Origin of the sequence: Desulfovermiculus halophilus DSM 18834 (genome assembly GCF_000620765.1) — a bacterium.
Taxonomy (GTDB): domain Bacteria; phylum Desulfobacterota; class Desulfovibrionia; order Desulfovibrionales; family Desulfothermaceae; genus Desulfovermiculus; species Desulfovermiculus halophilus.
In genome coordinates, this window is record NZ_JIAK01000008.1 from 83,078 (window position 1) to 106,491 (window position 23,414).

Genomic DNA, 23,414 nt, shown 5'->3' on the forward strand with positions numbered 1-23,414 from the left:
TGCAGCCCTGGTTGGCTTGTGCGGCGTCAGGAGCCGGATGCAGGCTTTGTGTCTGCCGTAGGCAAGTTCGGGGTCGTCCAGCCGGTTCTGGTTACAAAGCGGGATTCGGGCTGGGTCCTGGTCTGCGGCTGGAAACGGGTCCAGTCCTGCCGCAGGCTGGAGCTGCCGGTTCCCTGTCTGCCGGTGACAGCGGACGATCTGGCCTGCGCCGAGATTTTTCTGCACTGTAATGCTCAAGAGATGTCCAGCGGTCCGGCAGCCCTGTCCTGGTCCAGGTATATTCGTTCCCGCCTGCCCAGAAAGGAGGCAGATGAGTTCTGCGCTTCCAGCCTCAAACCCCTGCTTGGGGCCAAGAACTGGCGCTGCCTGCAGGCCTGGCTGGATTTGGATGCGGACTGGGACCGGCTCATAGCAAAGGGGCATGTTCCTTTTGAGCTGGGGCCGGCCATGGCCTCCGCCGGTCCGGATATGGCCCGTGATCTGCTCCCCGTGTTCACCCCCTGGGCCTGGTCCCTGAACAAGGCCCGGCAGGTGGTCTCCTGGCTGTCTGAGCTGGCCGAAGGCTCGGCCCGGCCGGTGGGCGACATTCTCCAGGAGCTGGAGATCACCGGGATACTTCAGAGGCAGGAGCTCTCTCCGAAAGATGCCCAGCAGGCGGTCATGCACCGGGTACGCCAAGCGCGGTTTCCGGAGTTGAGCCGATTGGAGCGGGACTTTGACCATCTTCGCTCCCAGGTGGAAGGCAGGACCGGGTGGCGCATTCAGCCTGAACAGCACTTCGAGGCCAACGGCCTGACCCTGCAGGCCAGGATACGCTCCCAGGCGGATGCCGAACGGGTCCTGGCCGAGCTGCAGTCCATCGTTGAGTCTCCGGACCTGAAACGCATCTGGTCCTGGCAGGAACGGGAGCTGGATAGTAACACATGACCCGCCTTCCCCCTCATTTGCAAACCATCTCCCAGGTCTGGGTGGACCCAGAGGTCAGAAACGTCCCTTTGACCAGGCGGGTTACCCGCCGTCTGTATCATGTGCCCTGGATCCTCCTGGATGAAGGCCGGGAGGAACCGCCGCCGGCCCAGGGGGCAGTCCTGTATCTCAAGCACTACAAGGGAGCCTTCTGGCGCTGGTGTCCGGGGACGAAGCGCTATCGCTGCTGCGGCTACCGGATCATCCATATCGGCGAAAATTGCCCCCTGAACTGCTCCTACTGCATCCTGAAGGCCTATTTTCAGGACGATATCCTCAAGGTCTGGGCCAACCAGGAGGATCTGTTCGCCGAGCTGGACCGCCAGGTCAAGAGCAGACCCCGGGAGTTCTTTCGGGCCGGGACCGGGGAGTTCACCGATTCCTTGGCCCTGGAGGCGGTCACCGGCTACAGCCGGGATCTTGTGTCTTATGTGGGGGAGTGCCCCAATCTGTGCCTGGAGTTGAAGACCAAGGTGGTGGATCTGAGCTGGATGGACGCGGTCAAGCGGGCGGAGAACATCCTGCCGGCCTGGTCCTTGAATGCCCCGGAGGTTGTGCGCCAGGAGGAACGGCGGACAACCTCCCTTGAAGAACGTCTTCAGGCGGCACGCGAGTGTGCCCGGAGGGGCTTCCGGGTCTGCCTGCACTTCGATCCAATCATCCATTTTCCGGGCTGGGAACAGGACTATGGACGAATCGTGGACATGATCTTCGACTACCTCCGGCCCAGGGACATCGCGTATCTCAGCCTGGGATCCTTTCGGGGCATGCCGGAGCTCAAGGCGCATATAGCCCGGAACTGGCCGGGATCAACATATATATATGATGAATACGTCACCGGTTTGGACGGCAAGTTCCGCCTTCTGCGCCCCCTGCGGGTGGAGCAGTTCCGGTTCATGGTCCGCAGGCTGCAAAAACACGGCATGGGTACACAGATCTATCTGTGCATGGAGTCGGATGAGGTATGGCGGGCGGTGTTTGGCTATACACCGGCGGACCTGGGGGGCTTACGCAGGCATCTTCTGGCCCAAGCCTTTGAAAGGCTTGAGGGCCGTTAAGGCCTTGTCCTGTGCAGCATGTCCCATGTCAGGCGAGGCGGAAGGCTAGGGCCCCTGAAACCTCTGCCTGACCTTTTGGGTGATTTCCTCCGGCAGGATCCGCTGCAAGACCTTGGAGTCCGGCTCGAACAGGACCAGCTCACCTTTGGACTCGGCCATCTTCTGCCCCTGAGAATCCACAATGAGGCCTCGAATCCAGGCCTTGTGTCCTTCCTGGGCCTCCACCCAGCCCTGGACCTCCAGCTCGGTGTTGACATGGATTGGCCGCAGAAACTCCACCTGCATGGACTTGGTCAGGATGATCCGCTGCAGGAGATGGATGGCGGTCCAGGCCATGATCTCGTCCAGCAGGGTGGAGATGATCCCTCCATGGAGCAGGCTCTCCCACCCACTCAAGTGAGATGGGGGAACGACTGTGGAGTACAGCTTCTCTCCGTCTGTATAAAATTTCATGTGCAGCCCACAGGGGTTCCCTGAACCGCAGGCAAAACAAGTGGTGTCCATGTTGGGGACCGGTTGGAGATCCGAGTCTGCTGCATTCATAAGAGCCCCTACATATCAAGGACGAGCTGAATGGCCTCCGGATCGTCTGGATCGGTTTTGATCCTGAATCCGAACTTTTTGCCCAGGGCCTGCATGGCCCTGTTTTCCCGCAGGGTATAGGCCATGAGCTCCTTGGTTCCCCGTTCCCGGCAATAGCGAATCATCTTTTCCATCAAGGCCGAGCCCAGTCCTTTGATCTTCAGGTCGGTGCGGACCACGATGGCGAACTCGGCGTTGATATTGTCCGGATCGAAGAAGGTCCGGACCACGCCCAGGGTTTTGGGTTTGCCTTCATCCTCCATGGTGGTGGCGATAAAGGCCATCTCCCGGTCGTAGTCGATCTGGCTCATCATGGCCAGCTGATTGTGAGGAAAGTCGTGGACAAAGCCGAAGAAGCGCATCCGCAAGTCTTCGGGGGCCAGACTGTTGATGAAATCGGCATGCTGATGCTCGTCTTCCGGGCGGATCGGCCGGAGCATGACCTTCAGGTCCGGGGACAGCTTGACGCATTCTTCCAGGTACTCGGGATAGGGCCGAATGGCCAGACGGGCCGGGCCGGAAACCCGGCTTTCCTCGATGGATATCCTGGCGTCCAGGACCAGAACCCCCTGGGCATCGGCCAGCAGGGGATTGATGCTCAAGCTCTTGATCTGGGGGATGTCGATGATCAGCTGCGAGATCTGGACCAGGGTCAGCTTGACTGCCTGCATGTCGGTGGCCGGGTGGCCGCCGAAACCTTCCATGAGCTTGGAGATCCGGGTGTGCTGGATGAGCTCTTTGGCCAGGGTCATGTTCAGGGGCGGAAGTCCCACGGCATGATCGTGAATGATGTCCGCCGCCGGGCCGCCGTGGCCGAACATGATCACCGGACCGAACTCGGTGGTGGAGGTCACCCCAAGGATCAGCTCGTGGGCTCCGGGCCGTCGAGCCATCTTCTGCACGATAAAGCCTTCAAGATTGGCCTCGGGCTCAATCTTTTCCGCCCTGTTCCACATGGACAGGGCTGCCTTATGTATTTCCTCCGCCGACTCCAGATCCATGGCCAGGCCGCCGATGGCGTGTTTGCTCTTGATGTCCGGGGACAAAAGCTTCAAAGCCACGGGATATCCCAGCTCCCTGGCCATGAGCTCGGCCTCTTCCGCGTTCTCTACAATCCTGGTCTCTACCACCGGAATGGCGTAAACAGAGAGCACCTCGTTGGTTTCAGCCTGGCTTAATTGAGACCGGCCCTCCTCCAGGGCGTTGTTGATGATGGCTTTGGCCGCGTCCGTGTTCGGCGTAAACTCCTTGGGGACGCTGTCCGGGGTCTCCATGAGCATTTCCTGATTCCGCCTGTAGCGGACCATATCCATGTACAAGCGCACGGCCTGATCCGGAGTCTCATAGGTGGGCACACCGGCCAAAGCAAAGATCCTCCTGGCCTGAGCCGCATCATGCTCCCCCAGCCAGATAGTGAAGATGTTCTTCCGGGTCCGGCCCAAGGTGTTGACCACGGCCCCGGCAATATCCTCGCTGGAGGCGAATGCTGTGGGCACGTGAATGACCATGACCGCGTCCACCCCCTTGTCCTTGAGCACGGTCTCCAGGGCCTGTGCGTAGGTCTCGCTCGGGGCGTGGTCCATGATCCGGATCGGGTTTGTCCTCGGCCTGTGGGTGGTGTAGACCGGCTCCAGATCAGACAGGGTCTGTTCCTGAAAGGCCGCCAGCTGGCCTCCTTGATTGGCCAGGGTGTCCTTGACCATCAAGGCCGGACCGCCGCCGTTGCTGATGATGGCCAACCGGTCGCCCTGCAGGGGTTTGGACCTGGCCAGGGTTTCCACGGTGTCGAAGAGCTCGGCCACGTCGTAGACCCGCAGCATGCCCGAGCGGCGGAAGAGGGCGTCGTAAATGTCATTGATGTGAACCGGCGTTCCGGCCGGAAGGGTGGCTTGTTCCCGTTCGTCTTCCTGTCCACTTTTGATGACCACCAGGGGCTTGTTTCTGGAGGCCGAGCGGGCTGCGGAAATGAACTTGCGGGCGTTCTGGACCTGTTCGATATACAGGAGGATGGAGGCTGTGTACGGATCTCCGCCCAAAAAGTCGATGACGTCGGCAAAATCGATATCATCCCCGTCTCCCAGGGAGATGAAGTGGGAGAAGCCTATACCCTTGGACTGGGCCCAATCCAGAACAGCTATTCCCAGGGAGTCGGACTGGGAAACAAAGGCTATCTGTCCCTTTTGCACGCTCGCATGGCCGAAGCTGGCATTGACTCCGGAGCGGGGAACCATGATCCCCAGGCAGTTGGGGCCGAGAAGGCGCATGGAATAGTGCCGGGCGAGCTCCAGAACCGCCTGCCGGTGGGTGCGGCCCTGACTGTCGGTATGCTTTTCCAGGTCAGTGCTCATGATCAGCACGGACCGGGCTCCCTTTTCTCCCAGGGCCTGGACGTAGTCCGGCACTGTCTGGGGGGGAGTGCAGACAACGGCCAGATCCGGGATCAGGGGCAGATCCTGCACAGCGGGATAGGTAAGTACTCCGCAGACTGCCTTGTGCCGCGGGGTGACAGGCAGAATGGGGCCTGAAAAGCCGCCGCGCAAGAGGTTGTTCATGACCACCGCCCCGATGCTCTTGGGGCGGTTGGAGGCCCCGATCAAGGTGATTGACTTGGGGCGAAACAGGGATTCCAGGTGCCGGAGGCTCATGCCGCGTTCTCCTTCTCGGGCCCAGGCAGCCCGGTGCAGATCCATGGGGGAACAGCTCAAACCTACCCCACATATCTGTGGGAATCAACCGGCATGTTCTGCTTGAAAATGTGCCGGGCCTGCCGCTCAAGGCACACGGAATAGACGGCAAAATCTTACGCATGCAATTCTACTTCCTGTGTCCAAGAGCCTTTCATTTCCTGGCTCGGAGGGGCCTCTGCTTGGGTCCTGTACCCGGGACCGATCAAAAAAAAACTATTCCCCTGTTGACAAAACGCCTTTGGTATAGGATATTTCCCATAAGGATCAAAAAGTCTTAAGTTGTTTCTGGGGCCAGTCGAAGGTGCTATTCTGCATTTTCGGCTCTAGTAAACCGTCATACCTATCAAGGAGGGGAGAGGAGATGACAAACGGACAAGAGCAGAGCGCACATTACGACGTCCATTGGCAAGAGGAAGAATACTATTATCCACCACCACAATTTATCGGACAGGCCAATTGCTCGGACACCTCAATTTTCGACCGTTTTTCTCTGGATAACTTTCCTGAATGCTTTAAAGAATTTGCGGATCTATTGGACTGGGACCAGTACTGGCACACCACGTTGGACACCAGTGACGCCCCGTGTTGGAAATGGTTCGTGGGCGGGAAGCTCAATGCATCGTATAACTGCGTTGATCGGCACCTTGAAAAGTACAAGAATAAAACGGCAATTCATTTCGTTCCTGAGCTGGAAGAGGAACCTGTTGTCCACATGACCTTCCAGGAGCTCTATCGCCGAGTCAATGAGACGGCTGCCGTGCTCCGGGATTTTTGCGGCCTCAAGGCCGGGGACCGGGTGACCCTGTATCTGCCCATGACTCCGGAGCTGCCCATCACCATGCTGGCCTGCGCCCGGTTGGGAGTGATCCACTGCCAGGTCTTCGCCGGGTTTTCGGGCAAGGCGTGCGGGGACAGGGTCTGGGACTCGGAGAGCGAGGTCCTGATCACCATGGACGCCTATTACCGAAGTGGCAAGCTCCTGGATCACAAGGCCAATTCCGATCAGGCGGTGGAGGCTGCGGAAAAGGCCGGTCAAAAGGTGAACAAGGTTCTGGTTTGGAGACGTTATCCCGGAAAGTATTCATCGCCCACTGATATGGTCGACGGTCGGGACTATTTCCTGGACGATTTGATCAAGGAAAAGCGCAGCCAAATCGTCGAACCGGTTTCCATGCCCGCAGAGGACATTTTGTTCCTCATGTATACCAGCGGTTCGACCGGAAGACCCAAGGGGTGCCAGCACAGCATCGGAGGGTACCTGTCCTATGTGACCTGGATGTCCAAGTATGTGCAGGACATCCATCCCGAAGACGTCTACTGGTGCATGGCCGATATCGGCTGGATCACCGGGCATTCCTTCATCGTCTACGGTCCGTTGGCCCTGGCCGCCAGCACCGTGATCTATGAAGGGGTCCCAACCTATCCGGACCCGGGACGATGTTGGCGGATAGCCGAGGAGCTGGACGTGAACATCTTCCATACCTCGCCCACTGCCATCCGGGCCCTGCGCAAGGTGGGGGGTGATGAGCCGGCCAAATACAACTATCGGTTCAAGCACATGACCACTGTGGGTGAACCCATAGAGCCCGAAGTCTGGCGCTGGTACTACAATGTAGTGGGCAAGGGCAAGGCTGTGGTCGTGGACACCTGGTGGCAGACCGAGACCGGAGGGTTTCTGTGCAGCACCCTGCCGGCCGTGAGCGCCATGAAGCCCGGCAGTGCGGGGCCCGGGCTGCCCGGGATCCATCCGGTTATCCTGGACGATGAGGGCCATGAGATCCAGCCGGGTGAAGGCAAGGCCGGCAATCTGTGCATTCGCAATCCCTGGCCAGGGGCCTTTCAGACCATCTGGAAGGACAAGGAACGGTACATCAACAGCTACTACGGCAAATACTCCAAGGACCGGAACAGCAAAGACTGGCGGGACTGGATCTATATGGCCGGGGACGCAGCGGTGATGTCCAAGGACGGATATGTGCGTATTTTGGGCCGGATCGACGACGTGATCAATGTCTCCGGGCATCGCCTGGGAACCAAGGAGATCGAGTCCGCGGCCCTGACTACCGAGGAAGTGGCTGAGGCGGCGGTGGTGGCCATGCCAGATGAAATCAAGGGATCTGTCCCGGAGCTGTACGTGTCCTTGAAACCGGGCTATGAGCCCAGCGACGAGCTGGCCAAAAAGGTGTCGGACAATGTGGCTGATGTCCTTGGCAAGATAGCAAAGCCATCCAATGTCTATATCGTCCCGGATATGCCTAAAACCCGGTCCGGGAAAATCATGCGTCGTGTACTGCTTTCGATTTCCAGCGGAAAAGACGTTGGTGACGTGAGCACACTGGCCAATCCACAGATTGTGGAAGAAATACGTAAACAAGTTCAGAGCTAGTCTGCACAAAGTTAGGGGGTCTCTTCCGGTGGTTTGTCATTAGAGGCCCCCTGGATTTTGCCGGACCGAGGATTGCAATCAGACAAGGAGGGGCATCATGAGTGAAGAGAGAAAGTTGTGCAACCCAGGGGCGATAGGACTTGGCGGATTTGCAATGACAACGTTTGTCCTCCAGATCCACAACCTTGGCTGGGTTGAGTTAGGTCCTGTTTTGTGGATAGGGGTCTTTTATGGGGGATTGGCTCAGCTCATTGCAGGATATCATGAGTTCAAGTTGGGCAATAACTTTGGCTTTTCAGCCTTTACCTCTTATGGAGCGTTCTGGATGGCCTTGTGTGCATTTCTCATTTTCGGCCATAATCCTGACTGGGTGGCGGCGAATCCCACATTGAAGTTCTCAGCCAATGGGCTTGGCTGGTTCTTGGTAGCCTGGACAATCTACACGGCCATCATGTTTATTGCGTCTATGAAGCATCATACCGTCATGGCCCTCTTGTTTCTGACCCTGCTTTTGGGCTTTATCGGACTGGACTTCAAAGAACTTGCTGGATCGCAGGCCATAGGAACATTGGCCGCATGGGACCTGATTGTGTGCGCTGGGATTGCCTGGTACTTGATGGCCCATATCATTTGTGCCGATGTGGGCATCCATCTCCCGGTCGGAAAGCCCTGGACCTAAAAAAACAAAACACAGCGGGCGAGGCCCATAGCCAACGCCGAAGGGGCCTGAGGCCCCTTCGGCGTTGGCTATTTGGAAGAGCGCAAAGGGCTGGACTAGGAATAGCTCTGCCGGACTGCCGCTCTATCGATATCTCCTCCTTCGGCCTTGGGCAGCTGGTCCACAAACTCCACCCACCTGGGCTTCTTGTACCCGGCTATGCGCGAGCCCACAAAGGCGATCAGATCCCTGTCCTGGACCTGGCTGGAATCCGTCCGCACGCAGACTGCCTTGATCCCCTCTCCGAACTTGGGATCGTTGACCCCAATGACACATGCCTCGCAGATCTCAGGATGCTGCAGAATGACTTGTTCTACTTCGGCGGGAAAGACATTCTCCCCGCCGGTCTTGATCAGGTCCTTTTCCGCCTTGCGGCCTTGAAAGACAAGGTGTCCGTCCTGGTCAATCCGGCCCAGATCCCCGGTGTGGTGCCGTCCGAAGCGGAAGGTATAGGCATTGACCTCGTCCTGGTTCCAATATCCGAGAAAGACCAGGGGACCCTGGAGGGTTATCTCACCGGTCTGGCCAATGGAAAGATGCTTGCCATTGTCGTCTTGAATTGCGATATTGGACAACGGTCCCGGAAGTCCGGCACTGCCAGGACGTCTGGATTGGGGAGCAAAGGTGATCAGGCCTGAGGTCTCGGTTTGACCATACATGGTCCAGAATGTGGACCCGGTCAGGGACTCCCACCTTTCTACGTTCTCCGCATTCTCCAGGCCGATGACGTGCCTGAGGCTGGACGCATCCGTGCCCTGGTCTTCAATGGCCTGCATGAGTTGGGAAAGGATGGGCGGGAAGCTGCCGAACACCGAGGGCTTTTGCGCATCTATGATCTGGGCTGCCCGGACCGGGTCGAATCTGGGAAGAAGGATGTTTCTGCCCCGTCCTAGGCTGGCTGCGAGGGCCAGATTCAGGCCCATGATATGGTAGAGGGGCAGGAGGTTCAGGCAGGCATCCTCCTGGTGCAGTTTAAAGGCCTGGGTCAGCTGCAGGCCGGCCAGGATGAGGTTTTCCTGGCTCAACACCGCTCCCCGGGGCCGGCCTTGAACCGCAGCCGTATGGATGATGGCATAGGGGGCATTGGCCGGAACCTGAACCGGGTAGGCCAGTCCGGCCTGGAGCAGGTCGGCATAGGCCAGCTCTCCGGGCTGGGATTGTCCCAGGGCAACCCGGGTTTGCACAGAAGGGCACTGGGCCAGGATGTCCTGCACCGCCTCCCGCTGCTCAGGTTCATAGAACATGACCTTGGGTGCGGTGTCGTCGAGAATGACCCTGACCTCTTCAGTGGACAGGCGGCGGTTGATCAACACCAAGACCGCACCGCTCAGGGAAGCGGCCCCAAGCAAGGAGAAATAGTGGGGCACATTCTGGGCCATAACAGCGACCCGGTCTCCATACTTCACACCCTGATCCTGGAGTCCTGCGGCAACAGCTTGAGATTCTTTGAGTAATTGAGGGTAGTCCATCTGTCCCTCCGGCCAGTCCAGGGCCGGGGACTCCGGGGCCATGTATGCGTTCTGGACCCAATGGTCGAAAATAGACAGACTGCGCAGGGCCATAACCACACCCTCCTTGCTTGGTCCGGTTCAAAAAAATGTTTTTGTATGCTGGTTCTATATCATACGTATGCAAAATGACAATCCCTGCATTTTTCATCTGTTCCCCAAGCCTGAGGATTGATTGGGGACCCGCTTTTCCTTCCAACCTGCCGGAACTGAGCCGAGGAGGCAGACATGAACAGATTTTCCCGACGCGTGTTCTTGAAATGGCAGGCCGGAGCCGCATTGAGCCTGGCCGGTTCGCTGACTGTGCTGCCCAAGCATCTATGGGCCGAAAGCACACCGGACATTGCAGTGGCAAAGGGAAGCCCGGCCGCAGCAACCAGGGCTGCGGTGGAGCTTCTGGGCGGAATGGGCCGGTTTGTCCGCTCCGGGCAGCGGGTGGTGATCAAGCCGAACATGAGCTTTGATAATCCCCCGGAAATGGGGACCACCACCCATCCGGAGGTCATCAGCACCCTGGCCGCCATGTGCCGGGAGGCCGGAGCGGAAAAGGTCCTGATCCTGGATCATACCCTGCGCGGAGCAGAGGCCTGCCTGGAAAACAGCGGGATACAGGCCGCGTGCCGCCAGGTGCCCGGCAGCACGGTCCGGGCCATGGACCCCCCCCGGGGATTTGTGGCCCAAAACATTCCAAAGGCCGGGCACTTTACCCAAACCGAGGTCATGCGCGAGGTCCTGGAGTCGGACGTGCTCATAGCCGCGCCAGTGGCCAAGCACCATGGAAGCACAGGGGTCAGCCTGTCCATGAAGGGGATGATGGGGCTCATCGCCAACCGCAGCCAGATGCACTGGCAATACGATCTGCACACCTCCATCGCTGATCTATGCCGTCTGCTCAAGGCCGACCTCACGGTCATAGACGTGACCCGGGCGCTGACCACAAACGGGCCCAGCGGGCCTGGCGAGGTGATTAAGCTGAACAAGGTCGTGGCCTCCAGAGACATGGTTGCCGCCGATGCCCAGGCGGTGTCCATGGTTCCCTGGTACGGGCAGCGGATACCGCCCTCCAAGGTCAAGCATATCCGTCTTGGGCATGAGTGGGGGCTGGGCCGGATGGATGTGCAGAATCTGGATGTGCGTACTGTTTCGGTTTGAGCCCGGTACGGGCGGTTGTGAACGCGCTCCTATAAAGCGAGAAGCGGGATGCAGCAGCGAATAGTTCAGGGCGGCTTCCTGGGCCTCTTTATCCTTGGTGTCTGGCTGTGTTTTTCCCCCTGGGAGAAATGGACGCCCCTGCCGGCCATGATCAGGCTGGATCCCCTGCTCTGGATCGGGCAGTGGCTGAGCACAAAAATGGTCCCGGCCGGACTGCTCCAGGCCGGGACCATTGTCCTGGTTACCCTGATACTGGGACGCTTTTTCTGCAGCCACGTCTGCCCCCTGGGCACCAGCATGGAAGCAGTCTCTGCGTGCAGGGGGAAAAACAAACGCGGGTGGAGGCCGCCTCAGAGCTGGAGGCGGGGCAAATACGTCCTGTTGGTAATTTTGGCCGCAGCCGCCCTGGCCGGGCAGAATCTGACCCACTGGGGCTCGCCCCTGTCTCTGGCCGGCCGCCTGTACACCATCGTGGTCTGGCCCTTTGTCCACGCCGTGGTTGCTACGGCCGGGCTTTCACCCTTGCCGGGGATGGAAGGTGAGTCTCCACGGACGGCTCACCTGGGCGGCATGGTCCTGCTCCTGGGAGTGGTCCTTGGAAGCGCCTGGGTGGTTCCAAGGTTCTGGTGCCGCTATCTGTGTCCGACCGGGGCTTTTCTGGCCCTGATCAGCCGCTTGGCCCTGATCACCAGAAAGGTTGGGGACAGGTGCACGGAGTGTGGACTATGCGCCCGCAAGTGTCCGGCGGGGATCGCCGGTCCCGGAAGGGTCCCGGCCGGTGAATGCCTGGTCTGCCGCAGATGCGAGACAACATGCCCGCAGCAGTCCGTGACCTGGATGGCAGCCGATTGGCCGGCTCAGGGGAGCGGGTTCTGGCCCGGCCGACGACAGGTTCTGGGATCCATGATTCTGGGTGCGGGAGCGGCCTGGGTGAGCTGGGGGGGATTGTGGTCCTATCGGGGTGAGCGGGAGAAAGGGCAGCTCAGGGCAGCGCAGCTGATTCGGCCCCCGGGGGCGGTCCCGGAAACAGTCTTTCAAGGGCTCTGCGTCCGGTGTGGAGCGTGCATGCGGGTCTGTCCGACCAATATGCTCCAGCCCCAGGGAGGTGAGCAGGGCGTGCAGGGCATGTTCGCTCCCCTGGCCGTGGCCAGGCGTGGCCCGTGCAGGCCGGAGTGCGCAGCCTGCGGCCGGGTCTGTCCCACCGGCGCCATCCGCAGTCTGCCCCTGCCGGAGAAGATGTGGGCCAAGATGGGGACTGCGGCCATCGACAGGCAGCTGTGTCTGGCCTGGGAATGGGACCGGGGCTGCCTGGTCTGTGACGAGGCCTGTCCTTATGGGGCAATCGATATGCAGCAGATTGCAGGCAACCAGGAGGCGGTCCCCGTGGTCCTTGAAAACAGGTGCACCGGATGCGGGGCCTGCGAGCATGCCTGTCCAGTGCAAGGGCGGGCGGCCATCCGCGTCGTCTCCACCGGAAGCCAACGAATGGCCCAGGGGAGCTACCGGACCCGGGGACGGCAGCTGGGGCTGGCCATCAGCCGGGGGCAGCGGGACGAGGCAGTGCAATCAAGTCCAACCTCTCCAGGGACCAAAGGGGATGACCTGCCGCCTGGATTCGGGCAATGAGCAAGGGGTGAAAGGACTGCGGGTCCCTAGCTGAAGAGCTGCCTGGCCAGCTCCTCGGCCTGGCGGAGCGTTTTTTCGTCTCCAGCGGCATCATCTGGTCCCATCAGGCCGCAGCCCCGAATCAGGTGGGTCTGGGCGTAGCCTTCCATCTTCAGAAACCGTGCATATTTGGGATACACGTCCTTGAAGGACTCCTCATCCGGGTCGCCCTGGGTGAGGATGAACACCAGGTGCTTTTCCCCGCTCAACCGGCCCGGCTGAGGCGAAGTCTTAAAGTCCGGCCGGAGGAAGGAGAAGCTGCGGTCGATAAAGGCCTTGGTTTGGGCGGTCACATCCCCGAAATAGATGGGGGAGGCCAGGACCAGACAGTCGCAGTCAGAAATGGCCTGCAGCACCTCTTGCAAATCGTCCTCAAGGATGCACTTCTCTTCCTGTCCTTTGCAGGCAAAGCAGGCCTGACAGCCTTGAAAGGCAAGCTCGTTGAGGGCAAAGGTCTGCACGCCGGCACCCAGGCTCTGGGCCGTTTGGGTGAATCGTGCGGCCAGGGTTGCCGAATTGCCCTTGGTCCGCGGGCTGCCCAAAAGACATACGCAGTTCATGTTCTCTCCAATCTTTTTTGGTTCTTCGACGTAGCCTGTGGATTTTTGGAGTTTGCCACCTCTTCTGTGTGTCCACTTTCGGCCCGGTATTTTCTAAGTCCCGCCAAAGGGGGATCCCTGCCCCCTCCCGGCTACTCACGTGCAGGTCACTGCTTTCTGTGTGAGTGAGCGTATCATGCACGTGAGTGCCGGGTGGCGGGATCAAGAAAATGTGCGGGCCTGCCGCTCACGGCACACAGAAGAGACGGCAAACTCTTATGTATGCAATTCCACTTTCTGGGTCGAAGGGCCTCTTTTCTCGTGTCCTTCGAGGTTCTTGCCAGCCCTTGGCCCGGTATGCCGGGGCCGGCTACAGCCGATCACAGGGGACCGAGGCCAGAGTTTCTTCCCAGTCGTCATCCAGTTGGTGAGCGTATTGCTCCCAATGAAAACGTGTGCCGCATGACCTGCAGCGCAGACCGATGAAAAATCAGGTCTTGAATGGGGCAAGGAGTCCGTTGCAGCTCTTGCAGCGCAATGCTTTGCCATCCTCATTCTCAGCCGGCCGGTGCTTGGAAACCGAAAAGCGAAAAGGCATGAAAACCTCTCTGCCGATTATGGATTGCGCATAACCCATGGCTCGCCGCGTCCCTGAGGCAGGGGAGTGCAAGTTGGGTCCGTGGACCTCGAAAGCCATCTGGGTCGGGCTTGACTCCTGAAATCGATCGGGTACCATATTTTGTTCTTTGGAGCAAATGATTCCTGAAATTCATAAAAGTCCACCATTTCGATCCGGCTGAGCGGGTGGGCAGGAGCGGAGCTTCCGTACTTCCAATACTTATGAACCACGAAAACCAGACAGTCTTTCCCAGCTTTCTCGTCGTTGTCATCGGCGCCCTGTGGGGAATCTACTGGGTTCCTCTGCGCCGCCTGGAATCCCTTGCACCTGTCGGCCCCTGGCTGACCTTAGCAGTGGTCCTGGTCGGCTGTCTGTGTCTAGCCCCTCTGGCCTGGAGGGGCCGAAAACAGCTGGCCGTCTCCAAGCCCAGGGCCCTGCTCAGCACCGCCCTCGGCGGGGCGTCCTTCGTTCTCTACTCCAATGGTCTTATCTACGGGCATGTGGCTGTTGTCATTCTCCTCTTTTATTTGACCCCTGTGTGGAGCACACTGATCGCCAGATTCTGGCTGGGATTGCCCGCTTCCCCCTGGAGGTACCTGGCCATTGTCCTGGGCCTGATCGGGATCGGCCTGGTCCTGTCCGGAAGTCATCCGGGCCTGCCCGTTCCCAGGACGCTGGGGGATTTTCTGGGATTAGCCTCCGGCATTCTGTGGTCCATTGCCGCAACCGGGATCAACGCCCATTCCAAAACCAGAGCCGCTGAAACCAACTTTATTTTCTGCGCCGGGGGGGTGATCATGGGGCTGGTCCTGGCTTTGGCCCTGAACCAACCAGTCCCGGACATCTCTGCCGGCACCATTCCAGCCGCTGTGGGCTGGATCCTGCTCATTGGGGGGCTGTGGTGGGCCTTTTCCCTGACCGGCTTCATGTGGGCCACCACCCGCATAGAGCCGGCCAGAATCGGGATCCTGCTCATGAGCGAGGTCATTGTAGGCGCGATAAGCGCCGCCTTGTTCGCTGGAGAACCGTTTTCCAGGCTCATGGCTTTGGGCGGGGTTCTGGTTGTGGCCGCAGCCATGATCGAGACCTTGTCCAAGCCCTATCATCCCCGCCTGGGGGTGAAGGCCAAAGGGATCGGGCACAGAGCATGGTCTGAACCAATGCGTTAGCAGCGGCTATGAGCTCAGAAACCTTCTATTCCTCCCGGGCCCGGGAGTATTTCGGGCAGACTTTTGGCATCGATCCGTCCTCTTTTCTCCGTCCTCTGACCGGATATCTATCCCCCGGGGCCCGCATTCTGGATATCGGATGCGGTTCCGGACGGGATATGCTCTGGCTGCAGCAAAAAGGCTTTACCTGTTGGGGTCTGGAGCTTTCTTCGCCCCTGGCCGGACTGGCCCGCAGGCACACCGGCCTGCCGGTCATTGAAGCTGATTTTGAGAGCTTTGATTTTCAGAAAATGGACATGGATGCCTTGATCTTGGTCGGGGCCCTGGTCCATGTGCCCCAGGCCCGTTTCAAGCCGGTCCTGGCCCGGATATTGCGGGCCTTGAAAAAAAGCGGCGGGCACGTGCTGATCACAATGAAAAAGGGGCGGGGCAGGGAGATCGGACCGGATGGACGGGTGTTCTATCTGTGGCCAGAAGGTGATCTCATCCGAGTCTTCACAGACTGCGGATTGGTGAACTTACAGCATTGGATCCAAGAATCCGCGATACGACGTACAGATACCTGGATGGGCTTTGTGCTGCGGGCAGGTCGCTGCAATCAGGCCGGGTGGGGCTCTGACGATGCCCCAGAGACGTTTTCGGCGCCGGATGCCGGATTACCTCTTTGACCAACAGGAAACATGTGGTAGTATGAAAGAATCACGCACACCTCGGCCACGGGAAAGCTGCGTGCAGGGGGACAGTGTTCCGGAGTCCGGACCTCTGTCAGGGCACGAGTTGTACGCGGGACTGGCTGGAATCGGACGGTTGCAACCGGAATGCACAACAAGGAGGCGTTGGTATGCGAACCACAGGCTGGGCAATTGTCGGGATCGGGTTGGGGCTGCTGTTTTTTTCGGTGAACGCATCTGCCATGGACTACACGAACTGGATTCCGGTTTTGCCCCAGAGCATCGCCGGAGTTGAGCAGGATGGTGAGCCGGAGGGCATGAATATGGATTCCGGCGGACAGGCATGGTCCACGCTACAGCAAAGGTATGCTGATTCGGACAGGGAGATGACCCTGAGCATAATCAAGGGCCCGGCTCCCCAAGTGCAGCAGTTTCGGCAGATGCCGGAGTTTAATACCGAAAGCCAGGATCAGATCGCCAGGTCCCTGGACTTGGACGGGAATAAGGCAATGTATCAGTTCGACAAGCAGGCCAGGGCAGGAACGCTGATTGTTGCTCTTGGCGATCAGACCCTGGTGGTCCTGGAGTCTGAACCAGTGTCCGGGGAGCAGGAAATGCGCTCCCAGATGCAGGATGTTCCCCTGCAGGATATCGCAGGTCTGGAAAACTAACCCACTTGCCTGCGCTTTGGCAGGCAAGTGGGTTAGTGCGTGTCTTGGTCATCGAGGTATACCCGGCTGCCACAATTTTGACAATACATGTACCCTCTTTTGATCCTTTTTTGGAGAACACAGCTATGACATAAGAATGGTTCAGTTGGATTTTTTCTTGTATATACAGGCTTGTTGCAGTGTGTGCAAAAATAAAAGGACTCATGAGGCAGCTTACATGACCCGGGAATGTATTGCGTAACCATCTCCCCCTCCATGGTTCATGAATGGTTATCCATATTCTTAGTATATATGGAGAAAATGATAACACGTTATAATATTGCAGAAATATATTTATAATTGATCTTAGATCATTGGAGTATTTCAGCTCTCAGTCAAAAATTTTACATCCAAGCAAGATACACAGTGCGCATCCATGTCAGATTGATGAAGAAAGTGAGGAGGGGGTGGATCACAAATATGGTGATGGATGGATGCAACTAATAGTATAGAGCAGGAAAAGAAAAAAGCAAGTCTTTCAGAGAAAATTTTATAAAAAAAATCAGCTTTGGTTCGATAACCAATCGGGCTTGAAGTGTTTTATTCTGTATCCCGGCCTGTTGTGCATGGGAAAAGCGTCCACATATCCTTGAGAGAAAAAACGTTCTCCGTCTATTGCAGTTCGGCAATGAACGCATTGGAGGCCTGGATGGAGGAGTTCATCTTTTCGATCAGGGTGTCGATCTGCCCCCGCAGAGAGGCGAACTCAGTCCGCAGGGCCCCGATGGCCTGGGCGTTCAGGTTGTGTTTGAGATACAGGACATTGTCCTGAAAGGTCTGCAGCACAGGCTCCATTTTCTCTTCTGCATCCCGCATCTTGGCCAGCATTTTTTCGTACTGCCTGCGTGTTGCATCCAGCTTCTGCTCGCTGGAGCGTCGAAGCTTAGCATTTTCGTACAGTGAAAGCTCGTCTTCCCACTCCGCAAACAAGGCCCCGGCAACCGACTCCACACTGTCTATCCGCTCGGATACTTCTTCAGCCCGCTCCTTGCTGCGGTCATAGGCATCCCGCATTTTTTCATAGGCCGCTTTCAAGTCTGTCTCTTCCAGCTCAACAACGGACGAGAACTTTTCCAGGGCAGAGGAGAATTCCTCCTGGGCACGTGTCTGCGCATCCCGGGCCCCTTCAACCCGGTCCACGAGTATATCCCGTTTATGAATACCGACCTTCTCCATTGCCGTGTAATAGGTGCTGGAGCAGGCAAAAAGGGCCGAGAAGGAAAACAAAGCTGCCGTGAGCAGCAAGCTGGAAGGAAAACGCGGGTGTATATTCATCCGGTGTGCATACTCAGAATTTCCCCGGGCGTCAATTTCAGATCCGGCAGTGGATACTGGTTGTGTCATCAATTTCTTGGGGTTCATCATCAGTCCGGCTTTCATCGGCCGCAAGCTCTGTGATTTTTACAATCTAGGCATGTGCATCAACTAAGGTATGGACAAAGATGTCTTTTTCCGATACAAGATCTCGAACAATTGTAATTGTTTCAAACAGCGTTTAGGGGAGGGGAGGCTGGTCAGGCCGCAGGGCGGTAAATTTTCCGACCCAGGGCAGCAGACGGGCTTTCGATGTTTCATGCACGGTCAAAAGGAGGGGAGAGCTTGAAAAGAGCAGCTGGTATTGGGTGTGTAGTCATGTCGTTGGTGCTTGTTTGTGCTGCGGTCGGTTCAGCCAAGATGGGCTCGGGCAAGATCAGCGCCAAGAGCGGGGACGTGAACTGGGAGCTCTTCGGCAGCCTGAAGGTGTATCCGCACCTGGTGGACAATGTGGATTTCAACGATGACGACACCGAGTATGACTACTTTTTGGACGAAAGCGGGGCCCTGGGAAATGAAGAAAGCATCAGGAATGAGGCTCGGATCGGATTCAACGCCCAAGGGCAGAACTGGACCTTTCATTCCATCCTGGAAGCCGATTTTGTCTACAACAAGGCCAATGCCGACCGGGGGGCTGGTGAAGCTTTGGGTCTGGAAGACTCCGGGATGACCGGTGAAGACTTTGGGATAGAAAAGCTGGAGGCGACCTACGATTTCGCGTCTCACGGGGTGCCGATAAAGCTGGGATCCGGGTGGAACACCAAAGGCACGGACATGGCCACAGGAGGCATGGTCTACGGTGACGACCATCCATTCATCGAACTCAGCGGGGAGCTCATGCCGGATGTGAAATGGGATGTTCTCTATCTGGTTATTCAGGATGACTTGGATCAGGACGGGGAAACAGAAGCCTATGACGCAGACGATCTGGACTGGCGGGCCTATACTTTGAAGCTGGAGTTCCCCTTGGGAGACACCGGCTTTAATGTAAGCCCCTTTTACCTCTTTAGCGACAATGAGGACAGAGAGGCAGACGTGCACTACTTCGGACTGGAGGGCATCGGTAATTCCAGAGCTAAACCCCCGGCTACGCCGGGGAGAGTTGAAAAAGCTATGCTGTAGTATTTAAAAGCAAGCGCTCCTTTCGTATATTGGCACGGGGCTGAATCCGTGCACAAGCGAAACGAAAGGAGCGCATATGAAAGAGAGTTTAGCCCATACGGTATGGGAGTGCAAATACCATATAGTGTGGGTACCGAAGAGACGGCGTAAGGTCATATACGGTCACCTAAAAGTTGAGATTGGGCAAATACTTAGGAAATTATGCGAGTACAAGGGTATTAAGATCATTGAAGGCAAAGCCTGTGTTGATCATATCCATATGTGTGTATCCATACCGCCCAAATATTCAGTTGCAAACATAGTAGGTTACGTGAAAGGCAAGAGCGCCATGATCATATTTGAGAAGTACAGTAGATTGCGTAAGAATTTTCGTGGCCATAGTTTTTGGGCCAGAGGATATTACGTAAGCACCGTTGGATTAGATGAAGCCAAGGTACGAAAATATATCCAGAACCAGGAACAACATGAAATGATAGAAGACCAATACGATACAGACATGCGTAGCCCCTTTTAGGGGAGCACGTAGTAACTGCTAACTGGAACGAGGATTGGGTTCAGCCCCAACCTCAAGTACCCCTTAAGGGGTGCAAGTAACAAGGCCCTTCTAGGGCTAGGCAAGCCACCGGCTATGCCGGTGGTACCTACTGACTTCGGCATCTTCACCCCCAGGGCGGAGCTTGTCTACATCACTGGGGAGAAAGACAACCACGAATTAGCCAATGGCAACACAGACGACGTGGACATTGAATCCTATGCCCTGTTCGCCGCCCTGGAAGCGGATGTCCATTCCCTGTTCAAGCCCTTTATCGGAGGCTACTTCTACCAGGGCGACGGGGATGCCAACGACGGAGATATAGACGCCTACAACGCTGTGACCAATATCGCCAGATATGCCCCGGTCTTTGGCATGGAAAACGCCTTTATCTACCGAGCCATTCCGGTCCTGGGCAGCAATCTGTACGACGGGACCCCGAGCATGTTGGGTATTGATGAAGATATAGGCCAGGGCTATGGTGGGATCAGCAACTCGGCCTCTGCCAACTCTCCGGGCATGGTCTCCATGGGGCTGGGGGCCAAAGGTTCCCGGGACAACTGGGAGTACAAGGCCATGCTGCAGTACTTCCAGTTTGAAGATACCGGGGCCCTGGAAGATGTGGAAGGCAATAGCATTGACGACGAGATGGGCCTGGAGTTCGACGTGAATCTGACCTACAATTTCACCAACCACTTTTCCCTGGGCAATACGCTGTCGATCTTCGAGCCAGGGGATGGGATCCAGGATCTGCACGGAGACGATTTCGACCAGACTGCGATCATGAACACCTTTGAGATGAGATGGAGCTTCTAAACGGAAGCCTTTCTGTTTCCCGAACTTCTCGCTGATTACAAACAGGGGAGTTGCTCCCCTGTTTGTAAAATAAGAAGGAGCAGCATCATATGTTTCCCTCCGCAGTAAAGGCCGCCTTTTTTTTTTGTCCTTCTAGCCTTTGTTCCGGGATTGGTCCATGCAGACGCCGTTTCTTATGAGCGGCTGATCGAGCACTTGGGTTCCAAGTATCCGCCCCGACACCGCATTCTCTCCCCTGTGGACGAGGTCCACAGCGGACGCCTGGCCTTTGCCGCATCAGACGAAAGTGTTTCCAGGGGGCATGAGCTCCTCGTGCTCAAGCAGGACACTGACGTTCCGGACTATCTTCTGCCTTCAGCCGGAGTCATCCGGGTGGAATCGCAGTTCGAGGACAAGGTCCTGGCCCAGACCCTGACCAGCCTGGGAGGTGCCATTGAAGAGGGCGATCTTGTGGCCCAACCGGCTTCCCCGGTGCTCTATGTGTACACGAACATACGGGAAAAGGAATCGTCTGCCCAGTACACCCACCTGATTGATACGCTTTTGGAAAATAACTATGAGGTAGTCGAGGTCTACGGCCGCGACATCCAGCGCTATGCCGACCGCTACGGCCTTCTCCTGCGCCTGGAAGGCATTGCTGGAGACAATCTGGCGGTTAAGGTGCAGTCCCTGTACTCTGGAGATACATTTTTTGCCCGTACCCAAGAGATCTCCACTGACATCCAGACCACTGCTGCGGCTGGAGTCCCTCTGCACCTTGCCCAGGCCTCCGCGATCCAGGAGACAGCATCTAAGACGCCTGCATCCAATCAGTCTTCAGGCATGGACACAAAGGTTCCATCTGCGGAAACCGAAAAGCCGAAAAAGCAGGCAGCAGGCTTTGAGCAGGCCCAGCCCCTTTACCACAGAGAGGTCCTTCGATTGGAGCGCAAGTACTCACGCTTTGTGCCTTGTGAGGCGGACGGGAACCCCGGCCCGGAGTTCGCCCTGCTCCGGGACAACGGCTTGGATATCTACGATTACCAGGAGGGCAGGCTGCAGCAGCTGGCCGATAGCTCATTTGACTTGGAAAACAGCGTGGGGCTGCATCTGCATGCCCTGGATATAACCGGCGACGGGCAGGATGAGCTTGTTGTGACCATGGGAAAAGTCAAGGACACGCCCTATGGAGAGGATACGTTCATCAGTTCCCGAATACTGGCCTGCCAAGACGGTCGGGTGCGCACCTATGCCCGGGACCTCCCCTACTACCTGCGGGTGATTGAAGACAGAAACGGCGAGCAGGTCCTTATCGGACAAAAAAAGGGGGAATCCGAGCCCTATGCCGGGGACATCTGCCGCTTCACCTGGGACGCAGAGAGCCAGGAGCTGGTAAACCGCGGTTTGTACGAGCCGGCGGCCAATATCTATGCCCTCTATCAGTTCGCCTTCCAGCCCCAGGCTTCGGATCATGTGCTCATCCTGGAGCCGTCAAACGATGTAGCCGTCTACTTTGTGCCCACAGAAGAGCTTAATGATATAAGCGACAAGAATTACGGCCAGTTTCATCTTACATCCTATCCTGTTCTCAGGGACAAGGCCAAATTCACCCAAGCCATGGAGGAGAACTCCCGCCTTGTCTTTGCTCCAAGACGCTTGGTGCTCAAGAATGCATTCGACGGCCAAGCCTTTGTGATCAACAAACAGCGGCAGACCCGTGCCGGCCTGAACCGGATCAAGGACCTCATGGGCGACAGAAATGCCCAGGACAGCCTGGTGGGGCTGAAATGGAACGGGCAGAACATTCAGGAGACCTGGGAATCAAAGAAAATATCCAAGGACATTTACGACTTCGGTTTCTGTACCTTCCAAGGAGAAGACAGGGTATTTGTCCTGGTCCGGGACAAGCAGGGCTTTTCCCTGCAGACCCTGTAACCTCTGGCCGTATATTCCACACCCTCCTGCCGGGCCGCAGTTCGGCGGGAGGGCACGAGCAACCCCTAATCCCTCAAAATCCTACCTTTGGTTCATAAACCGAGATTGACCATTTGAAAAAAGAGAATATTTTGTTGTATGAAATCAATATGTTAACTACCTGCAAGGTATTATCACTGTAGCCAAAGATGAGAGTCGCATGCCGTTTCCGTCATGTCTTCGTTGGAAAAAGTCAGGGTGAATGATTACCTTGGAGGTATGCTCATGCGGCACGATTATGTGGCCATTCAGGAAGACAGCCTGCTTTTGATCGTTGATCTGCAAACCTCCATGCTCAAGGCAATATCAGGCTGGGATCAGGTGGCCAAACGAACCGGGCAGCTCATTCAGGCCGCTAAACTCTTAAATATTCCCATCCTGCTCACTGAACAGTATGCCAAAGGATTGGGCGGTACCCATCCGGACATTGTGAACGCCATTGGTCACCCCAGGGTATTTGCCAAGGAGCATTTCAGTGCCTGTCTGGAGCCGGATTTTGTTCCCTGGGTACAGTCCTTTGGCAAGCAAAAAATAGTGGTGGCTGGAACGGAAGCCCATGTTTGCGTGTTGCAGACCAGCTTGGATCTGATTCAGGCTGGTTTTCAGGTGCACCTGACAGCCGACGCAGTCGCTTCCAGGCTGAAGGAAAACCGGGATATCGCCGTGTCTCAGCTGCGGCAGGCCGGGGCGGTGGTTACTTCGGCAGAGATCGTTATCTTTGAGTGGGCCAAGCGGTCGAATACAGATGAATTCCGGGCCGTGCTGCCTATCGTCAAATAATGGTATCGCATATAGGATGAGTAAACAGAGATGGGGATGTACTTTCAGATTGGCCGCTGTCAGCGGTGTGCTTGGCGGCCCCAATGCGGGGTTGGCCATAGCCCAACCCCGCATTGGAACGAAGGATAAGCTTTCGAGAGGGATGATTACAGGAGCATAGCGAGACAAGCCCTCTCTTGTTGCGGACCTTATTTGCAGCGCAGGCCGAGCTCAACACAGATTGGAGGCTTGCCCACATACTTGAGACCGTGTTGTACGTACTCCTGATAGTCAATGCACATATGTTGATTTTAACAGTGCCTTGATGGACTACGGGTCCTCGCTGAGAAAAGGGATAACGGTTTCGGCAAGCTCATCCGGCGCTTCCTCCTGGACGAAATGGCCGGCTGAACTTACTTGTACCGTCCGGGCTTGCGGAAATATCAGTTCCCACCGTTGCAACTCTTTTTTGCGCAATGCCATGTCTT

The 23,414-nt window shown here is 57.0% G+C and carries 20 protein-coding genes; 14 read left to right on the plus strand and 6 right to left on the minus strand.

Annotation, left to right across the window (positions count from 1 at the left end):
* The first annotated feature begins 48 nt into the window (after positions 1 to 48).
* Both N902_RS0105045 and N902_RS0105050 read left to right on the plus strand, forming a co-directional pair.
* Positions 49 to 927, plus strand: a complete 879-nt coding sequence (locus tag N902_RS0105045) for a hypothetical protein (protein ID WP_153304141.1) — start codon at positions 49 to 51, stop codon at positions 925 to 927.
* On the plus strand, positions 924 to 2,024 hold the full coding sequence (locus N902_RS0105050) for an SPL family radical SAM protein (RefSeq protein WP_027370046.1): 1,101 nt from the start codon (positions 924 to 926) through the stop codon (positions 2,022 to 2,024). The genes N902_RS0105045 and N902_RS0105050 overlap by 4 nt, the downstream gene beginning before the upstream one ends.
* 45 nt (positions 2,025 to 2,069) lie before the next feature.
* Here N902_RS0105050 and N902_RS18605 read toward each other — a convergent pair whose 3' ends face one another.
* On the minus strand, positions 2,070 to 2,477 hold the full coding sequence (locus N902_RS18605; RefSeq protein ID WP_161635157.1) for a PaaI family thioesterase: 408 nt from the start codon (positions 2,475 to 2,477) through the stop codon (positions 2,070 to 2,072).
* 98 nt (positions 2,478 to 2,575) lie between these two features.
* Positions 2,576 to 5,251 carry a bifunctional acetate--CoA ligase family protein/GNAT family N-acetyltransferase gene (locus tag N902_RS0105060; RefSeq protein ID WP_027370047.1) on the minus strand — a complete coding sequence of 892 codons (2,676 nt, stop codon included), beginning with the start codon at positions 5,249 to 5,251 and terminating at the stop codon, positions 2,576 to 2,578.
* Positions 5,252 to 5,654: 403 nt separating this feature from the next.
* Between N902_RS0105060 and acs the strand changes: the two genes are divergently transcribed.
* Both acs and N902_RS0105070 read left to right on the plus strand, forming a co-directional pair.
* The gene (gene acs, locus N902_RS0105065; protein WP_027370048.1) at positions 5,655 to 7,679 is read left to right on the plus strand and encodes an acetate--CoA ligase; all 2,025 of its coding nucleotides are present in this window, start codon (positions 5,655 to 5,657) and stop codon (positions 7,677 to 7,679) included.
* Positions 7,680 to 7,776: 97 nt separating this feature from the next.
* Entirely contained in the window at positions 7,777 to 8,358 is a 582-nt protein-coding gene (locus tag N902_RS0105070) for an acetate uptake transporter (protein ID WP_027370049.1), read from the plus strand.
* A 95-nt stretch (positions 8,359 to 8,453) separates the two neighbouring features.
* Here the strand turns inward: N902_RS0105070 and N902_RS0105075 are convergent, their stop codons facing one another.
* A complete protein-coding gene (locus N902_RS0105075) occupies positions 8,454 to 9,959 on the minus strand; it encodes an AMP-binding protein (RefSeq protein WP_027370050.1) in 1,506 nt (501 codons plus the stop codon).
* A gap of 174 nt (positions 9,960 to 10,133) precedes the next feature.
* Here N902_RS0105075 and N902_RS0105080 point away from each other — a divergent pair, with 174 nt between their 5' ends.
* Both N902_RS0105080 and N902_RS16510 read left to right on the plus strand, forming a co-directional pair.
* Positions 10,134 to 11,057 carry a DUF362 domain-containing protein gene (locus N902_RS0105080; protein WP_027370051.1) on the plus strand — a complete coding sequence of 308 codons (924 nt, stop codon included), beginning with the start codon at positions 10,134 to 10,136 and terminating at the stop codon, positions 11,055 to 11,057.
* A gap of 48 nt (positions 11,058 to 11,105) precedes the next feature.
* Entirely contained in the window at positions 11,106 to 12,683 is a 1,578-nt protein-coding gene (locus N902_RS16510) for a 4Fe-4S binding protein (protein ID WP_027370052.1), read from the plus strand.
* Positions 12,684 to 12,709: 26 nt separating this feature from the next.
* On the opposite strand, the gene N902_RS0105090 is transcribed toward N902_RS16510, so the two are convergent.
* Complete coding sequence (locus tag N902_RS0105090; RefSeq protein WP_027370053.1) at positions 12,710 to 13,282, minus strand: flavodoxin family protein; 573 nt, start codon at positions 13,280 to 13,282, stop codon at positions 12,710 to 12,712.
* Between the two features lie 349 nt (positions 13,283 to 13,631).
* The gene (locus N902_RS20620; protein WP_425246515.1) at positions 13,632 to 13,745 is read right to left on the minus strand and encodes a dual CXXC motif small (seleno)protein; all 114 of its coding nucleotides are present in this window, start codon (positions 13,743 to 13,745) and stop codon (positions 13,632 to 13,634) included.
* A gap of 356 nt (positions 13,746 to 14,101) precedes the next feature.
* Here N902_RS20620 and N902_RS16515 point away from each other — a divergent pair, with 356 nt between their 5' ends.
* The 3 genes from N902_RS16515 to N902_RS0105110 all read left to right on the plus strand — a co-directional run bounded on the left by N902_RS16515 (position 14,102) and on the right by N902_RS0105110 (position 16,391).
* Positions 14,102 to 15,049, plus strand: a complete 948-nt coding sequence (locus N902_RS16515; protein WP_051564320.1) for a DMT family transporter — start codon at positions 14,102 to 14,104, stop codon at positions 15,047 to 15,049.
* An 8-nt stretch (positions 15,050 to 15,057) separates the two neighbouring features.
* Positions 15,058 to 15,717, plus strand: coding sequence for a class I SAM-dependent methyltransferase (locus N902_RS16520; RefSeq protein WP_084287816.1), 660 nt, complete (start codon positions 15,058 to 15,060; stop codon positions 15,715 to 15,717).
* Positions 15,718 to 15,890: 173 nt separating this feature from the next.
* Positions 15,891 to 16,391 (plus strand): hypothetical protein, encoded by a 501-nt coding sequence (locus N902_RS0105110; protein ID WP_027370055.1) that lies wholly within the window; start codon positions 15,891 to 15,893, stop codon positions 16,389 to 16,391.
* Positions 16,392 to 17,042: 651 nt separating this feature from the next.
* Here N902_RS0105110 and N902_RS0105115 read toward each other — a convergent pair.
* Positions 17,043 to 17,705: a DUF2959 domain-containing protein gene (locus N902_RS0105115; protein WP_027370056.1), complete on the minus strand. Its 663-nt coding sequence runs from the start codon at positions 17,703 to 17,705 to the stop codon at positions 17,043 to 17,045.
* A 357-nt stretch (positions 17,706 to 18,062) separates the two neighbouring features.
* On the opposite strand from N902_RS0105115, the gene N902_RS0105120 reads away from it, so the two are divergent.
* From N902_RS0105120 to N902_RS0105140, 5 genes are all read left to right on the plus strand, one after another.
* On the plus strand, positions 18,063 to 18,866 hold the full coding sequence (locus N902_RS0105120; RefSeq protein ID WP_027370057.1) for a hypothetical protein: 804 nt from the start codon (positions 18,063 to 18,065) through the stop codon (positions 18,864 to 18,866).
* Positions 18,867 to 18,942: 76 nt separating this feature from the next.
* On the plus strand, positions 18,943 to 19,380 hold the full coding sequence (tnpA, locus tag N902_RS0105125; protein ID WP_027370058.1) for an IS200/IS605 family transposase: 438 nt from the start codon (positions 18,943 to 18,945) through the stop codon (positions 19,378 to 19,380).
* 114 nt (positions 19,381 to 19,494) lie between these two features.
* A complete protein-coding gene (locus N902_RS16525; protein WP_051564322.1) occupies positions 19,495 to 20,214 on the plus strand; it encodes a hypothetical protein in 720 nt (239 codons plus the stop codon).
* A gap of 150 nt (positions 20,215 to 20,364) precedes the next feature.
* Complete coding sequence (locus N902_RS0105135) at positions 20,365 to 22,128, plus strand: hypothetical protein (protein WP_153304142.1); 1,764 nt, start codon at positions 20,365 to 20,367, stop codon at positions 22,126 to 22,128.
* 264 nt (positions 22,129 to 22,392) lie between these two features.
* On the plus strand, positions 22,393 to 22,947 hold the full coding sequence (locus N902_RS0105140; RefSeq protein ID WP_051564336.1) for an isochorismatase family protein: 555 nt from the start codon (positions 22,393 to 22,395) through the stop codon (positions 22,945 to 22,947).
* Positions 22,948 to 23,414: the final 467 nt, after the last annotated feature.

Excerpts from the sequence above, each read along its gene's own strand:
- N902_RS0105050 (WP_027370046.1), top strand. The coding sequence starts at position 924 with ATGACCCGCCTTCCCCCTCATTTGCAAACCATCTCCCAGGTCTGGGTG.
- N902_RS18605 (WP_161635157.1), bottom strand. The coding sequence starts at position 2,477 with ATGAAATTTTATACAGACGGAGAGAAGCTGTACTCCACAGTCGTTCCC.
- N902_RS0105060 (WP_027370047.1), bottom strand. The coding sequence starts at position 5,251 with ATGAGCCTCCGGCACCTGGAATCCCTGTTTCGCCCCAAGTCAATCACC.
- acs (WP_027370048.1), top strand. The coding sequence starts at position 5,655 with ATGACAAACGGACAAGAGCAGAGCGCACATTACGACGTCCATTGGCAA.
- N902_RS0105070 (WP_027370049.1), top strand. The coding sequence starts at position 7,777 with ATGAGTGAAGAGAGAAAGTTGTGCAACCCAGGGGCGATAGGACTTGGC.
- N902_RS0105075 (WP_027370050.1), bottom strand. The coding sequence starts at position 9,959 with ATGGCCCTGCGCAGTCTGTCTATTTTCGACCATTGGGTCCAGAACGCA.
- N902_RS0105080 (WP_027370051.1), top strand. The coding sequence starts at position 10,134 with ATGAACAGATTTTCCCGACGCGTGTTCTTGAAATGGCAGGCCGGAGCC.
- N902_RS16510 (WP_027370052.1), top strand. The coding sequence starts at position 11,106 with ATGCAGCAGCGAATAGTTCAGGGCGGCTTCCTGGGCCTCTTTATCCTT.
- N902_RS0105090 (WP_027370053.1), bottom strand. The coding sequence starts at position 13,282 with ATGAACTGCGTATGTCTTTTGGGCAGCCCGCGGACCAAGGGCAATTCG.
- N902_RS16515 (WP_051564320.1), top strand. The coding sequence starts at position 14,102 with ATGAACCACGAAAACCAGACAGTCTTTCCCAGCTTTCTCGTCGTTGTC.
- N902_RS16520 (WP_084287816.1), top strand. The coding sequence starts at position 15,058 with ATGAGCTCAGAAACCTTCTATTCCTCCCGGGCCCGGGAGTATTTCGGG.
- N902_RS0105110 (WP_027370055.1), top strand. The coding sequence starts at position 15,891 with ATGCGAACCACAGGCTGGGCAATTGTCGGGATCGGGTTGGGGCTGCTG.
- N902_RS0105115 (WP_027370056.1), bottom strand. The coding sequence starts at position 17,705 with ATGAATATACACCCGCGTTTTCCTTCCAGCTTGCTGCTCACGGCAGCT.
- N902_RS0105120 (WP_027370057.1), top strand. The coding sequence starts at position 18,063 with ATGTCGTTGGTGCTTGTTTGTGCTGCGGTCGGTTCAGCCAAGATGGGC.
- tnpA (WP_027370058.1), top strand. The coding sequence starts at position 18,943 with ATGAAAGAGAGTTTAGCCCATACGGTATGGGAGTGCAAATACCATATA.
- N902_RS16525 (WP_051564322.1), top strand. The coding sequence starts at position 19,495 with ATGCCGGTGGTACCTACTGACTTCGGCATCTTCACCCCCAGGGCGGAG.
- N902_RS0105140 (WP_051564336.1), top strand. The coding sequence starts at position 22,393 with ATGCGGCACGATTATGTGGCCATTCAGGAAGACAGCCTGCTTTTGATC.